The 14,194-nt window shown below is 68.5% G+C and carries 14 protein-coding genes; 7 read left to right on the forward strand and 7 right to left on the reverse strand.

Annotation, left to right across the window (positions count from 1 at the left end):
• Positions 1 to 10 precede the first annotated feature (10 nt).
• Positions 11 to 400 carry a hypothetical protein gene (locus ACTOQ3_RS00265; protein WP_440081290.1) on the forward strand — a complete coding sequence of 130 codons (390 nt, stop codon included), beginning with the start codon at positions 11 to 13 and terminating at the stop codon, positions 398 to 400.
• 72 nt (positions 401 to 472) lie between these two features.
• Here ACTOQ3_RS00265 and purU read toward each other — a convergent pair whose 3' ends face one another.
• Positions 473 to 1,327 carry a formyltetrahydrofolate deformylase gene (gene purU / locus ACTOQ3_RS00270; protein ID WP_440081291.1) on the reverse strand — a complete coding sequence of 285 codons (855 nt, stop codon included), beginning with the start codon at positions 1,325 to 1,327 and terminating at the stop codon, positions 473 to 475.
• A gap of 176 nt (positions 1,328 to 1,503) precedes the next feature.
• Here purU and ACTOQ3_RS00275 point away from each other — a divergent pair, with 176 nt between their 5' ends.
• The gene (locus ACTOQ3_RS00275) at positions 1,504 to 1,962 is read left to right on the forward strand and encodes an NUDIX hydrolase (RefSeq protein WP_440081292.1); all 459 of its coding nucleotides are present in this window, start codon (positions 1,504 to 1,506) and stop codon (positions 1,960 to 1,962) included.
• A 290-nt stretch (positions 1,963 to 2,252) separates the two neighbouring features.
• On the opposite strand, the gene ACTOQ3_RS00280 is transcribed toward ACTOQ3_RS00275, so the two are convergent.
• Positions 2,253 to 2,747 (reverse strand): GNAT family N-acetyltransferase, encoded by a 495-nt coding sequence (locus ACTOQ3_RS00280; protein ID WP_440081293.1) that lies wholly within the window; start codon positions 2,745 to 2,747, stop codon positions 2,253 to 2,255.
• Positions 2,744 to 3,814, reverse strand: a complete 1,071-nt coding sequence (locus ACTOQ3_RS00285) for an XRE family transcriptional regulator (RefSeq protein ID WP_440081294.1) — start codon at positions 3,812 to 3,814, stop codon at positions 2,744 to 2,746. Before ACTOQ3_RS00285 ends, ACTOQ3_RS00280 begins: the two co-directional genes overlap by 4 nt.
• A 30-nt stretch (positions 3,815 to 3,844) precedes the next feature.
• Here ACTOQ3_RS00285 and ACTOQ3_RS00290 point away from each other — a divergent pair, with 30 nt between their 5' ends.
• The 5 genes from ACTOQ3_RS00290 (at position 3,845) to ACTOQ3_RS00310 (ending at position 8,587) form a co-directional block, all read left to right on the forward strand.
• The gene (locus ACTOQ3_RS00290) at positions 3,845 to 4,285 is read left to right on the forward strand and encodes a hypothetical protein (RefSeq protein ID WP_440081295.1); all 441 of its coding nucleotides are present in this window, start codon (positions 3,845 to 3,847) and stop codon (positions 4,283 to 4,285) included.
• Positions 4,286 to 4,655: 370 nt separating this feature from the next.
• A complete protein-coding gene (locus ACTOQ3_RS00295) occupies positions 4,656 to 4,940 on the forward strand; it encodes a hypothetical protein (RefSeq protein ID WP_326643182.1) in 285 nt (94 codons plus the stop codon).
• A gap of 481 nt (positions 4,941 to 5,421) precedes the next feature.
• Positions 5,422 to 6,447 (forward strand): mechanosensitive ion channel family protein, encoded by a 1,026-nt coding sequence (locus ACTOQ3_RS00300; protein ID WP_440081296.1) that lies wholly within the window; start codon positions 5,422 to 5,424, stop codon positions 6,445 to 6,447.
• Positions 6,448 to 6,466: 19 nt separating this feature from the next.
• A complete protein-coding gene (locus tag ACTOQ3_RS00305; RefSeq protein WP_440081297.1) occupies positions 6,467 to 6,865 on the forward strand; it encodes a globin in 399 nt (132 codons plus the stop codon).
• Positions 6,866 to 7,045: 180 nt separating this feature from the next.
• Positions 7,046 to 8,587, forward strand: a complete 1,542-nt coding sequence (locus ACTOQ3_RS00310; RefSeq protein WP_440081298.1) for a glycoside hydrolase family 13 protein — start codon at positions 7,046 to 7,048, stop codon at positions 8,585 to 8,587.
• Positions 8,588 to 8,775: 188 nt separating this feature from the next.
• Here ACTOQ3_RS00310 and ACTOQ3_RS00315 read toward each other — a convergent pair whose 3' ends face one another.
• The 4 genes from ACTOQ3_RS00315 to ACTOQ3_RS00330 all read right to left on the reverse strand — a co-directional run bounded on the left by ACTOQ3_RS00315 (position 8,776) and on the right by ACTOQ3_RS00330 (position 14,093).
• A complete protein-coding gene (locus ACTOQ3_RS00315) occupies positions 8,776 to 9,216 on the reverse strand; it encodes an acyl-CoA thioesterase (protein ID WP_440081299.1) in 441 nt (146 codons plus the stop codon).
• A gap of 176 nt (positions 9,217 to 9,392) precedes the next feature.
• Complete coding sequence (gene ettA / locus ACTOQ3_RS00320) at positions 9,393 to 11,057, reverse strand: energy-dependent translational throttle protein EttA (protein ID WP_440081300.1); 1,665 nt, start codon at positions 11,055 to 11,057, stop codon at positions 9,393 to 9,395.
• Positions 11,058 to 11,117: 60 nt separating this feature from the next.
• Positions 11,118 to 12,416, reverse strand: a complete 1,299-nt coding sequence (locus ACTOQ3_RS00325; RefSeq protein ID WP_440081301.1) for a GGDEF domain-containing protein — start codon at positions 12,414 to 12,416, stop codon at positions 11,118 to 11,120.
• A 744-nt stretch (positions 12,417 to 13,160) separates the two neighbouring features.
• Positions 13,161 to 14,093, reverse strand: a complete 933-nt coding sequence (locus ACTOQ3_RS00330; protein WP_440081302.1) for a single-stranded DNA-binding protein — start codon at positions 14,091 to 14,093, stop codon at positions 13,161 to 13,163.
• Positions 14,094 to 14,194: the final 101 nt, after the last annotated feature.

Below are 14,194 nucleotides of genomic sequence, written 5' to 3' on the forward strand. Positions count from 1 at the left end.
GGTGCCGGACATGAACGACAAACGCGAACCCAAGCACAAGGGCCGGAACGACAAGGGCAAGAAGGCGCAGCACGGCTACTCCCGCGACGTGGGCCACGCGAGCGAGGAGGTCGTGCGGTCGGGCGACCTGGCCTTCGGGCCCCCTCCGGACGACAAGGGACCGCCCCGCGTGGTGTCCGGCGCGGAGCGCGAGGGCGTCCCCTCCACCGACACCCAGGCCCGGTCCCCCCTCGGCGTCGGCACCAGCGAGAACCGCGGCGCCGAGAGGATCGCCTCCCGGAGGAAGGAACGGGGCCGCGAGAAGGTCGGCACCGACGAGCGGGGACGCCCCTACGGCGTCTCCCACCCCGAGGACGTCACCGGCGTCAGCCCGCGGAAACCCGGCCGGCGCCCAGGGTGATCGGTCACCGCGCCGGCGGGAAAGCCCGTCGTCTCGTCGCCGTCGGGCAGGACACGCCGCCCGGTCACCGCGCTAGCGGGGAAAGACGATCGTCTTGTGGCCGTCGAGCAGGACGCGCTGCTGGGTGTGCCAGCGGACGGCGCGCGCCAGGGCCTGGCACTCGACGTCGCGGCCGATGGCGGCGAGGTCCTCCGCGGAGTGGGTGTGGTTGACCCGGGCGACCTCCTGCTCGATGATCGGGCCCTCGTCGAGGTCGGCGGTCACGTAGTGCGCGGTCGCGCCGATCAGCTTCACGCCACGGGAGTGCGCCTGGTGATAGGGCTTGGCACCCTTGAACGACGGCAGGAACGAGTGGTGAATGTTGATCACGTTGCCCGCGAGCTTCACACAGAGGTCTTCCGACAGCACCTGCATGTAGCGGGCGAGCACCACCAGATCGGCCCGGTAGTGGTCGACCAGGGTCAGGATCTCCGCCTCCTGCCTGGGCTTGGTCTCGGCGGTGACCGGCAGGTGGTGGTAGTCGATGCCGTACGACTGGGTCAGCGGTCGCAGGTCCGGGTGGTTGGAGACGACCGCGACGATCTCGATGTCGAGCAGGCCCGAGCGCATCCGGTAGAGCAGGTCGTTCAGGCAGTGGCCGAACTTGCTGACCATCACCAGCACGCGCGGCTTGATGGAGACCTCACGCAGCTTGAAATCCATGCCGAACTCGGGGGCGAGCGCGGCGAAGGCCTCGCGCAGCTCCTCGTCGGGCAGCGAGGAGGCGAACTGCACCCGCATGAAGAACCGCTCGGACACGACGTCACCGAACTGCTGACTCTCGATGATGTTGCATCCCCGCCCGGCCAGGAGACCGGAGACCGCGGCCACCACTCCGGGACGGTCCGGACAGGACAGCGTCAACACAAACTCGGCCCTGGAAGTCATGCCTTCACCCTTGAGCTTGAGAGGTCGAATCGTACGATGCTTCCACCTGACGTCGGCAGAGTACAGCGAATCCCGCCGCCACACCCGGCGGTCCGGTAGGTGGCGGGCAGGAGGCGCCGAGACCACCGGAAACGCGAAACCGGCGGACGTGGCGGCGGTGGTAGCGTCCCTGGCCTATGGACGACCCTCAGCCGAACGACCGGCCCGCGGCCCGGGTGATCTGTGTGGACGGGTCCGGCCAGGTGCTTCTCATGCACTGGCGCGACCCCGTCGGGGGCCAGACCCTGTGGGAGCCGCCGGGTGGCGGGATCGACCCGGGCGAGACCCCCCTCGACGCCGCGCGGCGCGAACTCGCCGAGGAGACGGGCCTGCCGGGCGAGGCGGTGCTGGACCGGTGGGTGCCGGTGCGCCGGGAGTTCCACTGGCTCGGCGTCCACTACGCCAAGACCGAGCGGTTCTATCTGGCCAGGTTCGGGGACACCCCCGAGGTGGGCCCGGGGTCGTTGACCGCCGAGGAGAACATCACCTACCTGGGCTCCGGCTGGTTCTCACCGGCGGAGATGGCCGAGCTCCCCGGCTTCCTGGAGCCACCGGACCTGCCGGAGGTCGTCTCCCGGATCATCCGGCTGGGGTGAACCGGAGCCACCGGAGACGGCCGGGACCGAATGGGCAGGGGTGGAAACCCGCGCGGCCCTCGATCTCGCGGATCGAGGGCCGCGACCGTCAGAGCCGATTCTTCCGGTCGGGAAGAATCTCATCCCTTGTGGATGACGCTGGCGACGCCACCGAGCCTGGACACGCCGGTTTTGTGAACAATGATCTTTTTCATCGCACTCACCAGAGAATAGTGGTAGGTACGAAAAACAATTATTCGCGCATCTACGAAATAGGCAACACTTAGCAGTAAAACAACCTAAAATTCAGATCATTGAGTTAAAGAGGACATAGCGGCTACTAGGTCTTTTTCTCCATAAATCACCACACATCCCCCTCGTTCTTCCCGGCGGATCTCGCGCCATCCGAACTTGCGGTAGAGCTCCATCGCCGCGAGCTGATTCAGAGTGGTGTCACCACGAAGGCGTGCGTAGCCGAGTTCGACGGCCCGCGCCTCCAGCGCGAGGACCATCTGGGCGCCGAAACCGCGACGTTGGAACTCCGGGTGGACCCGCATGCGGCACATCTCGGCGGTCTGGTCGTCGACGCGGCGGAGACCGCCCATCGTGACGACGCGCCCGGCGGGCATCTCCCCCACCAGGAACTCACCCCGGTCGGCGAGGTAGATCTCGTGGATCCTCGGAAAGTCGTCCTCGTAGTAGACGCCGTCCCCCGGCGCGAGACCGACCTGGGCCAGGCATATCTGGTGGAGCGCCCAGACGGACTCGAGGTCGGACCAGCGATAACGCCGAAGCCTTGGCTTCAACTGCCACTCCTGTCGGCCACCGGATCATCCGTCGACGCGCCGCGGCTGCGCAGCGACTCCATGTAGGTCTTGAGCTTGGGATGGCCGGGTGCCTTCACCTCGACCTGCTTGCCCACCTCGTGGGCGCGCTGCATGAGGATGTCGGGCCGGCAGGCCTCGTCGAGACCCGAGACCGTACGCTGTGCGATCTCCAGCGCCTCGTCCACGTCACCCTCAAGGATCTTGCACTGGGCCCGGTCGAACTTGATGAAGGTCGGATCGAGCCAGTCGGTCGGGCCGTACTTGGTGAGCGCCTGTTCCAGGATGAGGTCGGCCTCCATCGCCTGCCCGAGCTTGACCAGCGCGTCTCCCTGGTGGAAGTAGAGCTGACGCTCGGTGTAGCCGAAGGTCGAGTCGTCCTGGTCCGCGGCGGTCATCTGGGAGAAAGCCGCCCTCGCCCTCGACAGTGCCCGCTTCGCCTGGTCGACCACGTCCTTCTTGCCCGAGCCCGACATCATCGCCAGCGCGCGGGCCTCGACCACCGGGGCCATCGCCTGGGCCGCGCAGGGCGTCTGCCCGGCCAGGTCACGGCTCTTCTTGGCGAGGTTGAGAGCCTCGCGCGGATCGCCGTAGTAGAGCGGGACCAGAGCCTCCCTGGCCGTGACCCACGCCCTCAGCGCCCGGTCGCCGGTCTCGTCCGCCGCGGTCCTGCCGGTCCTGAAGAAGGACCGGGCGAGCCGGTGGTCACCGAGATTGACCATGATCATGCCACTCAGACCGGCGAGCTGCGCCGCCATGCGGCACAACCGTTCCTGCAGGTCGACCGGCTGGCGCCGCTCCATGGCCTTGCGCACCGCGCCGAATTCGAGCATCACGTCGCACAGCAGCCTGAGCGGGGCGGTGTTCATGTACTGGCGGCCGAAGCCGATGGTGGATTCCTCCCACTGATCGAGCATCGCGGGCGAGACGGTGGCCGAGACCAGCGTGTCGTCCATCCTCCTGCGCATGCTCTCCACCGATCCGAGCACCTGTCCGTCCAGCGCGATGCCGCTGCCGGCCAGGAGCTGTAAGAGCGTCCTGCGTAGCACGTTCTCGTCCTCCTCACCCCCGTCCGCGGAATGATCGACGCCGATCGGCTGGATCAGCAGCTCACGCGGACCAGGGGACGTGTCGGGTCTTCCATCCTGGAGATCACCTCGGACGACACCGGGCATCTTGTGGCCGTGGCCACAGATGCACGGGCCGTCGTACCCGAGGGAGGCGGGTTCGACCCGGTAGGCGGAGCACAGGTAGTGCAGGTATTCGGGACCGGGCCGCTTCAGCCCGCTCTCGTACGCGGACAGGAGCGTCTCACCGATGCCGGGAGCCGACTTGCCGTCGCGTTCGAACAGCGCCCGTATCTGTTCGATGACATCCGCGAGAGCGACGCCATGCGCGAGGCGGTGACCTTTAATCCGAGTGGTCCCGAATTGCGAACTACACTTATCGTAGATTTCCTCAGCTATCTGCGCCGAGGACTTCCCGGCGGCCAGGCCACGGGCCCGGACCTGCCGCGCTAACTCTGTCTCCCTGTGCTGCCTGCCGGACATACCGGCCCCTCTCTCGTGGCCAGCTGGGCTGGCTGGCACACTGGTCCCGACCGGTCCTCTCTCCCTTGACTCAGTGTGATCTTTCCGTCGCACTGCGCCTACCGAGAATGATGGACCACGTTTGACTCATCCGGAACACACTAATAAAGCTACTGGCTAAGAATCGTCCCCCGAGGGACTGTTTCTTTCAACCTACTTGGGACATCGCCCACCCTGAACTGGGTTTTCCCCGAATTGACCCGTAGGGCCACCGTGAGTCATCTTTGGCGAGCAGCACCGTAAGCGTGATCGAACGAACACGATTCGGTGCCGGCAAGCCGAGACCACGAGGAGGGACGAGGTGGGTGAGGACGATTTCCGGCACCTTGAGCGGCTGGTGACGGAGCTTGACTGCCGCGGGCTGCACGCCCGTGTGGTGCGGACCCACTCGGGCCGTGCGTTCGTGCGTGTGATCAATCCGAAGGCGACCAGCCTGGCGGAGAACGTCACCTGCCGGGCACAGGCCGCCCCCAGCCATCGGGATTGGTATTACTGGTGGTCCTGGGGTGAACGAATGCACACGGTGGAAGATCCCGCCGGTGCCGCGACCAAGGTCGCACGCGTACTCGCCGCGGTAGGAGAGTGAGGTGAGCGGCACAACGGGCCTTCACCCGCCCGATGTGCCGCGCCTGCCGCGGCTCGACGGAGTCGGCGGGGTGACCGGTGCGGAGCGTCCTCGGACGCTGGGCACCCCGCCGGCTCCGAATCGTCCGGCCGACACGCGCGAACTCCCACCTGCGGAAACTTCGAAAACGCGGCCGGAACGCGGAGGCTCCCGCGAGCCGAAGCCCACGAACTGCTGTAAAGCACAGGCTGCCGTCCGGTATCTCGTCCGGGCGGTGACCGGAGGGATCCCTTTCGGGAACGGTACGGGACACGCTTCCGGGTGCGTGTCCCGTCCGGGCCGCCCGTCACCGGGGCATCCGGGTCCGCCCCCGCGGCCCTAGACCAGGATGTCCCCGTCTTCCCCGGCGTGATGTGACGGAGGCCGGTTCGATCGGCAATATGGGTGGGTCGCATGACTCATCCGGTCCGCCGGTCGATCCGATCCGAGAGGGATCCACTCCGTGTTCCTGCTTTCCCCCACGCCCGCCCCCACCCCCAGCGCCACCCCGACCTCAGATGCGGGAGTCGTCGTCGAGAACCTTCTCGACGCGAGCGCGGGCTTAACACGGGGATGCGGGGACGGCGGGGGAGTAGTCTGCGACTTCGTGAAGATGCTCGTGCCCGCGGCCGTCGACTGGGTGGCCCCCGTGATCGCGGGCCTGATCGCCATCACGCTGGTCGTGGTCATCGCGCTGATCCTGCGCAACGTGGCGCACCGGCTGATCGGCCGGGTGGTGCGCAGGGCGTCCACCGAGCGCGCGTCCCTGGCGGGGCGGCTGCGCGGCAGGGAGACGGTCACCCCCGAGGGCCTCGACGCGATCGTGGCCGAGCGGCGCAGGCAGCGGGCGGAGACCATCGGCTCGGTGCTCAGGCACATCGCCTCGATCATCATCCTGGGCACCGCCGTGCTGACCGTCCTCGAACGCCTCTCCGTCCCCATCGCCCCCCTGCTGACCAGCGTCGGCATCCTGGGCGTGGCGATCGGCTTCGGCGCCCAGGAGCTCGTCAAGGACTTCATCGCCGGCATGTTCATGCTCCTGGAGGACCAGTACGGCGTGGGTGACGTGATCGACGCGGGCGCCGCGGTCGGCACCGTGGAGGCGGTCACCCTGCGCATCACCCGCCTGCGCGACGCCGACGGCCGGGTCTGGTACATCCGCAACGGCACGATCACCCGGGTCGGCAACGAGTCGCAGGGCTGGTCACGTGCCACGGTCGATGTGCCGGTGGCCTACGCCTCCGAGATCCCGGTGGTCCGCGACCTGCTCAAGGAGGTCGCCGACGAGATGTGGAACGAGCCCGCCTTCCGCGACTCGATCATCGTCGAGGAGCCGCAGGTCTGGGGCATCGAGCAGATCTCCGACACCGCCATCATCTTCCGGGTCAGCGCCAAGACCATCCCCTCCCGGCAGGCGGAGGTCGCCCGCGAGCTGCGCCTTCGCATCAAGTCCGCCCTCGACCGGGCCGACATCACGATCGCCGCCTGACGTCAATTAGGCTGGAGACGTGTCCGCTACCCCCGAGGAACCCCAGTCCTTCTACGACGCCGTCGGCGGCGAGGAGGCCTTCAGGCGTCTGGTGCACCACTTCTACCAGGGGGTGGCGGCCGACCCGGTCCTTCTGCCGCTCTACCCCGAGGACGACCTCGAAGGCGCCGAGGAACGGCTCCGCCTGTTCCTCATCCAATACTGGGGCGGTCCCAACACCTACAGCACGCAGCGCGGCCACCCCCGGTTGAGGATGCGGCACAATCCGTTCGTCATCCGCTCGGCCGAGCGCGACGCGTGGCTCCGGCGCATGCACGACGCGGTGGTCTCCCTGGAGCTCCCCGACGACCTGGAAAAGCGTCTCTGGGACTATCTCGTGTACGCGGCGCACAGCATGGTCAACGCCCCCGACGCGTGAATCACCGCGTGGCCGGGGTTCCCGGCGCGGACCACCGCATGATCAGGGTCCCCGACGCATGAGCCACCGCATGGTCGGAGCCTCTGACGCGCGGACCACCGCATGGTCGACGCCCCCGGCGCACGAACACCGCATGGTCGGGGGTCGCGACGCATAAACACCGCGGAGCGGGGGCAATCCATGCACATGGAAACCCCCTGGTGGCGTGACGCCGTCGTCTACGAGATCTACGTTCGCAGCTTCGCCGACGCCTCCGGAGACGGCGTCGGCGATCTGCCCGGCATCAGGCAGCGCCTGCCGTACCTCGCCGAACTCGGCGTGGACGCGATCTGGCTGACCCCCTTCTACCGCTCCCCCATGGCCGACGGCGGCTACGACGTGGCCGACTACCGCGACGTCGACCCGCTCTTCGGCACGCTCGCCGACTTCGACGAGCTCGTCTCCGAGGCGCACCGGCTCGGGTTGCGGGTGATCGTCGACATCGTTCCGAACCACAGCTCCTCCGCCCACGAGTGGTTCCAGGCCGCGCTGCGGGGCGAGGGACGCGACCGCTACATCTTCCGCGACGGCGGGGACCTGCCGCCCAACAACTGGCAGTCGACCTTCAGCGGCCCGGCCTGGAGCAAGACACCCGACGGGCAGTGGTATCTCCACCTCTTCGCCCCGGAGCAGCCCGACTTCAACTGGCGCAACCCCGAGGTGCACTCCGAGTTCCTGGACGTGCTGCGGTTCTGGCTCGACCGGGGAGTGGACGGGTTCAGGATCGACGTGGCGATGGGCCTGTACAAGTCCGAAGGGCTGCCGGACACCCCTCCGGAGGGACAGGCGTTCAAGGCCGTGTCGCCGATCTGGGGGCAGCCGGAGGTGCACGAGATCTACCGCGACTGGCGCAAGGTGCTCGACTCCTACGAGGGCGAGCGGATGGCGATCGGCGAAGTCTGGACCGACTCCGCCGAGGATCTCGCACTGTACGTCCGCCCCGACGAGCTGCACCAGAGCTTCAACTTCGCCTGGCTGGAGGCGCCCTGGTCGGGGCCCGCGTTCAAGAAGGTCATCGATGACACGCTGGCCGCCGTGACCGCTCCCACCTGGGTGCTCTCCAACCACGACGTGGTCCGCCACGTGACCCGGTACGGCAACGGCCTGACCAACTCCACGACGGGCCTCTCCCGTGCCCGGGCGGCCCTGCTCGCCATGCTCGCCCTACCTGGCTCGGCATATCTCTACCAGGGGGAGGAACTAGGCCTCCCCGAGGTGAAGGATCTTCCCCCGGAGGCCCGCCAGGATCCCATCTTCACCCGTTCCAAGGGAGAGCTGCCCGGCCGTGACGGCTGCCGGGTCCCCCTCCCCTGGTCCGGCGTGGCCGAGCCCTACGGCTTCTCGCCCGAGGGGACACGGCCCTGGCTGCCCCAGCCGGTCGAGTGGGTCGTGCTCTCCGCCGAGCGTCAGGCGAACGATCCGGGCTCGACGCTGAGCTTCTACCAGGAGGCCCTGAGCGCCCGCCGCGAGCTGCGCGGCACGCTGCCCGACGAGATCACCTGGCTGGACGCCCCCGAGGACGCCCTCATCTTCAGCCGAGGCCCCCTGACCTGTGTCATCAACTGCGGTTCCGAACCGGTGCAACTGCCGCCGCACGACCGCGTCCTGATCGGCAGCGCCCCGGTGGACGGTCACCTGCTCCTGCCGGACACCGCGGCCTGGCTGTACACCCCCGACGCCTGAGGCTCCCGGCGCGCGGCCGTCGCCCGTGACGGGCGACGGCCGCGCACCGGACAGACGAGCACGCCACGGACGTGCAGCGGGGGTGGCGGGCCGCTCCGTGAGGAGGAACGGCGGGCACTCCAGGGGCGGGCGGCGCACACCTCCGGCCCTCGCCCTGCTCCCTGTTCCCCGTCCTGAGGCCTCAGACCTCAGGCTTCGGCGAACCTGCCCAGATAGGCGAGCTCATCCTGGTTCAACCGCCGGGGGGAGGCGCTCGCCACGTCGTAGGCCACGAGCACCGAGCGGGCCTTGACGAAGATCTCCTCATCGTCGCGGATCTCGTACGCGAGGGTGAACCGCACCGGCCGGATCTCCGTCACCCACGACTCCACCCGGACCGGATCGGGGCGAAAGGTGAGGGGACGTAGATAGTCGACCTCGTGCCGGGCGATCACGAGCCCCTTGAACGGCTCGTTGCCCTCGCGGTGAGGGTCGACATGGAACAGCGCAAGCCGCGCGTCCTCCAGATAATCGAGAAACCGCACGTTGTTGACGTGTCCCAGCGAGTCGATGTCGGCGAACCTGACGGACCTGGGGAACACATGCCGATGGCCACGGCCGACGCCGCCCACGATGCTCTGTCCAAACACACCCGAAACCGTAGCGAGCCCCCGGTGCCCGCCGTACGGCGGGGCATCGGGGGCTCGTCGGAAGCGCGGCCTGTCACGACCGGACCACACCGGGCCCGGGCCACACCCGTCGCGGGCGGGCCCCTGTCAGGTGCGGCGCCCCGGACCGGAGACCAGAGCGGTCTCCGGGACCGGGATCAGTCGCGGGTGAGCTTGCGGTAGGTGACGCGGTGCGGCCGGGCCGCGTCGGCACCCAGGCGCTCGATCTTGTTCTTCTCGTAGTCGGCGTAGTTGCCCTCGAACCAGAACCAGTTCGAGCCCTCTTCCCAGGCGAGGATGTGGGTGGCGATGCGGTCGAGGAACCACCGGTCGTGCGAGGTGATGACCGCGCAGCCGGGGAACTCCAGCAACGCGTTCTCCAGGCTGGAGAGCGTCTCGGTGTCGAGGTCGTTGGTGGGCTCGTCGAGCAGCAGCACGTTGCCGCCCTGCTTGAGGGTGAGCGCCAGGTTGAGCCGGTTGCGCTCTCCGCCGGACAGGATGCCCGCCTTCTTCTGCTGGTCCGGGCCCTTGAACCCGAACGCGGCGATGTAGGCGCGGGACGGCATCTCGACCTGGCCGACCTTGATGTAGTCGAGCCCGTCGGAGACGACCTCCCAGACGTTCTTGGACGGGTCGATCCCGCCCCTGCTCTGGTCGGCGTAGGAGATCTTGACGGTGTCGCCGATGACGATCTCGCCGCTGTCGGGCGTCTCGCTGCCGGTGATCATCCGGAACAGGGTCGTCTTTCCGACGCCGTTCGGGCCGATGATGCCGACGATGCCGTTGCGCGGGAGGTCGAAGGAGAGGCTCTCCATCAGGACCCGCTCCTCGAAGCCCTTGGTGAGCTTCTCGGACCGGATGACCGTGGTTCCCAGGCGCGGGCCCGGCGGGATCTGGATCTCCTCGAAGTCGAGCTTGCGGTGCTTGTCGGCCTCGGCGGCCATCTCCTCGTAGCGCTGGAGACGCGCCCGGCTCTTGGTCTGGCGGGCCCTGGCGTTGGAGCGGACCCACTCCAGCTCCTCTTCCAGGCGCTTCTTGCGCTTGGCGTCTTTTTGGCCCTCAAGCTTGAGCCGCGCCGCCTTGGCCTCCAGGTAGGTGGAGTAGTTGCCCTCGTAGGGATGGCAGCGGCCCCGGTCGAGCTCCAGGATCCAGTTGGCCACGTTGTCCAGGAAGTAGCGGTCGTGGGTGACGGCCAGGACGGTGCCCGGGTATTTCTCCAGGTGCGACTCGAGCCACTGGACACTCTCGGCGTCGAGGTGGTTGGTGGGCTCGTCGAGCAGCAGCAGATCGGGCTGCTCCAGAAGCAGCTTGCAGAGGGCGACCCGGCGGCGCTCACCACCGGAGAGCTGGGTGACCTCGGCGTCCGGCGGGGGACAGCGGAGGGCGTCCATCGCCTGCTCCAGCTGGCTGTCGAGATCCCAGCCGTTGCGGTGGTCGAGGGCGTCCTGGAGCTTGCCCATCTCGTCGAGGAGCTCGTCGCTGTAGTCGGTGGCCATCAGCTCGGCGATCTCGTTGAAGCGGTCGAGCATCGCCTTGGTCTCGGCGACACCCTCTTCGACGTTGCCGAGGACGGTCTTGGATTCGTTGAGGGGGGGCTCCTGCTGAAGCATGCCGACGGTGAAGCCGGGCATGAGCCGGGCGTCGCCGTTGGACGGCTGCTCCAGGCCCGCCATCATCTTCAGCAGCGTCGACTTTCCGGTGCCGTTGGGACCCAGGACACCGATCTTGGCGCCCGGCAGGAACGACAGCGTCACGTCGTCAAGGACGACCTTGTCGCCGTGCGCCTTGCGCACGCGCTGCAGTGTGTAGATGTACTCCGGCATGCCTTTAGTTTAGGGCCTGGGGAGTTCAGCTAGGGGCGGCCTCGGACAGGGTCCGGGAGTTCAGCCGGGAGTGGCGTCGGATCCTGGCCGGCGGGCCGGGGGCACGACGGTGGCGGGCAGGCAGATCTGGTCGCGGCCGAGCTCCTTCGCACGGTAAAGAGCGAGGTCGGCGGCGGCGAGCAGCTCGATCAGGTCGTCTCCGTGCACACTCATGATCGCGACACCGACCGAGATGGTCACGGTGATCATGTTCTCGTCGGCGGGAACCGCCATCCGTCCCACCCGGGAACGCAGCCGCTCGGCGACCCTGCGGGCCTCGGTCACGTCGGCCCTGGGCAGCAGGACGACGAACTCCTCGCCGCCGAACCGGCCCACCACGTCGTAGTCGCGCAGCTGGCTGCGGATGGTGTCGGCCACCCCGACGAGCACCTGATCGCCGATCAGGTGGCCGTAGGTGTCGTTGACCCTCTTGAAATGGTCGATGTCGACGATCAGCAACGCGAGCGTCTCCCCCGTGCGACGCGCCCTGACGATCTCGGTGTCGGCCTCCCGCTGCCAGGCCGCGGCGTTCAGCAGACCTGTCTTGAGATCGGTGCGGGCCGCCGCCTGGAGCTGGGCGTGCAGCAGGCTGCGCTGCAGCAGCACCACCGGCGGCAGCGCCAGGACCAGCAGGGCCAGGTTGAGCCCGCAGGTGATGGAGACGAGGACGCCGAGACAGAGCTCGACGACGTCGAGGAGCAGGCTCTCCCGGTTCCACAGGACCTCCCGCCAGCGACTGTCGGGGTCGGCGGTGTGCGCGGCGACGGCGATCAGCGCGGTGTTGATCACCGTGAACAGGACCGCGCAGCCGATGGCCACCACGATCGGTCCTCCCTCACCCCTGGTCAGCGCGTTCAGGTCGCCGACCGCGGCGTGGAAGAGCAGGGAGGCCGCGCATCCGGCCAGGCCGATCGCCGCGGAGCTGACGACCCGCCGGTAGACCACCGTCGCGCGCACCCGCTTCTGCAGCAGGAACTGGAGCGGGATGGGCGCCAGGAGCGCGTAGAGGGGCGGGAGGAGCAGCGCGGCGGGCAGCCACCAGGCGGAAAGCAGATCACGGTAGACGCCCGCGGGCATGCCGAGTCTCCGGGTCGCCTCGATGCACACGGCTCCGCACACCATCAGCGCGGTGAAGGTCAGCACATCGGACCAGCGAAAAACACCGGATATCGAGAAAAACACGATCGCGACGAGATCCAGCACCACCAGCCCGCAGAGGTAGCCGACCAGCGGGCGACGCTGCCCCAGCAGGGGCCACCGATCGACCAAGGGTGTCATGCCGTCGCGCGGTTTGACCGAGGTGTGGCTGGGAGCCGCCATGTCGTCCCCCTCTCCGACTAACGATGTGTAACACAATAGTTGCGGAGTGTGCGACGCGCGATGGTAACCGCTACCTTTGGCAGAGTGAGTCAGCCCACCGGTTGACCCACGACTTGGAAACCGCTCGCTCGCGAGCGGGCCGTGTGGGAAAGGAGCAAGCCATGCTGCGGGGCGTGACCTGGACCTAACAGGTGTCTCGGCATCTGACACGGGCAAGACCATCGGCCGGTTATCTCGGCGTCGCCGCGCTGTCGCGGCGAGACACCGACCGCGTCCGGCCGATGCCCCCTCACTCCGCCCGCACCAGGCCCCCTCACCACGAGGCCTCTGCTCCGTCAGACGCGCTTTCCAGGCAGAACCCTCACCCCCGTTCTCCCGCCTCTCCCCGTTCCTCTCCTCCGCCTCTCCTGCTCCTCACCTCCGTCTCTTCCTCTCCTCCGCCTCGCCTCCTTCCGGTCCTTCCCGCCCTCCTCCGGTTCGTGGTCATCCGCCCCCGCTCGGCTCCCCGCTCGAACCGACATAACCCCTACCCGAACCGGTATCGCCCCTGTCCGGGCCGACGCTCAGCCCTTCGTACGGGCCCGCGCTCACCCTCTGGTCCCGACCCTGCCGGCATCGGCCTCTCGCTCGTTTCGGCTTCACCTCGGACGCTTCCCACACCGGTGCTCCGGGCTTGAACACCGGTCCACTGGGAGGCCCGCGGCCCGGGCCTGCCGGCGGCCGGGCCCCCCAGTGGAAAGTGGCTCAGGCCGCCACGCTCTCCCGCGTCGGCCAGGGCGTCTCATCGCTCGCATCCGGGCGGATCCTCATCGCACCCGGCACACCCCCGGCCGTCTCCTCCCCCGTGCCCGGGCTTCTCCTGCCCCCCGCGTCCTGCCGCCTCGTCGGTGTGCCCTTCCCCGCCCTCCCTCGCCTCGCCACGGTCTCTCCCTCCACCGGCTCCTTCCCTGCGGGCTCGTGATCCGCCCCGCGTGGTGGAACCCCGGCGGCCTCTCCGGGATCGGCACCTTCCCGGCGGTCGACGGCGTCTCGGGGCTCGACGACGTCTCCGGGATGGGTGATGCCCCCGAGATGGGTGATGTCCCCGGACATCGCACCATCTCCGGCCGCCTCGCCGCCCAGCGTGATCTCCATCTCGCGCGGCGTGGACGTCTCGTCGTCGAGGCCGGTCTTCGGGTCGCCGAAGCCGGCCTTCGGCAGGGACAGGGCACCGACGGCCCCGGCCGCGACAGGGGCGCCACCGCTCATCGCCCAGTCGGAGGTCTCCCTGTCGAGCTCGATCCGCTCCGCGCTGCCGAGAGCCGCGACCGGCCCGCCGCGCTGCGGCTTGGTGAAACTCCCGAGCCCCCAGCGCAGGTCGTGACCGAGCGAGTTGGCCTCCACCTCGGGCATGAACCGGCGCTCCCCCTCGTGGGCGAACTCGCGGATCCGCAGGCGTCCCTGGACCACTACCGGCTGGCCCAGATGGACCGACTGCGCGACGTTGTCGGCCAGCCCGCGAAAGCAGCGGACGCCGAAGTAGGTCGTCTCACCATTGCGCCACTGCTGGTTCTCACGATCGAAGTAACGGCTCGTTGAGGCGATCTTGAGCGAGGTCACCCGGGAACCGTCGGGGAAGGTGTGCTGGCGCGGCGGGGCCGCGACGTTACCGGTCAGCGTGACGTAGATGTCGTTCATCGTGCCTCCCATGAGAGCCGGCTGAGTGCCGGCGGCATGAGGACACGATGGCCCGGCCCACCCCCCGCACGGATTACCGAATCGCGCTCTGTGGACAAGCC

This window comes from Streptosporangium sp. LJ11 (assembly GCF_051918945.1).
Lineage (GTDB): Bacteria > Actinomycetota > Actinomycetes > Streptosporangiales > Streptosporangiaceae > Streptosporangium.

Excerpts from the sequence above, each read along its gene's own strand:
- ACTOQ3_RS00265 (WP_440081290.1), top strand. The coding sequence starts at position 11 with ATGAACGACAAACGCGAACCCAAGCACAAGGGCCGGAACGACAAGGGC.
- purU (WP_440081291.1), bottom strand. The coding sequence starts at position 1,327 with ATGACTTCCAGGGCCGAGTTTGTGTTGACGCTGTCCTGTCCGGACCGT.
- ACTOQ3_RS00275 (WP_440081292.1), top strand. The coding sequence starts at position 1,504 with ATGGACGACCCTCAGCCGAACGACCGGCCCGCGGCCCGGGTGATCTGT.
- ACTOQ3_RS00290 (WP_440081295.1), top strand. The coding sequence starts at position 3,845 with ATGATCGACGCCGATCGGCTGGATCAGCAGCTCACGCGGACCAGGGGA.
- ACTOQ3_RS00310 (WP_440081298.1), top strand. The coding sequence starts at position 7,046 with ATGCACATGGAAACCCCCTGGTGGCGTGACGCCGTCGTCTACGAGATC.
- ettA (WP_440081300.1), bottom strand. The coding sequence starts at position 11,057 with ATGCCGGAGTACATCTACACACTGCAGCGCGTGCGCAAGGCGCACGGC.
- ACTOQ3_RS00325 (WP_440081301.1), bottom strand. The coding sequence starts at position 12,416 with ATGGCGGCTCCCAGCCACACCTCGGTCAAACCGCGCGACGGCATGACA.
- ACTOQ3_RS00330 (WP_440081302.1), bottom strand. The coding sequence starts at position 14,093 with ATGAACGACATCTACGTCACGCTGACCGGTAACGTCGCGGCCCCGCCG.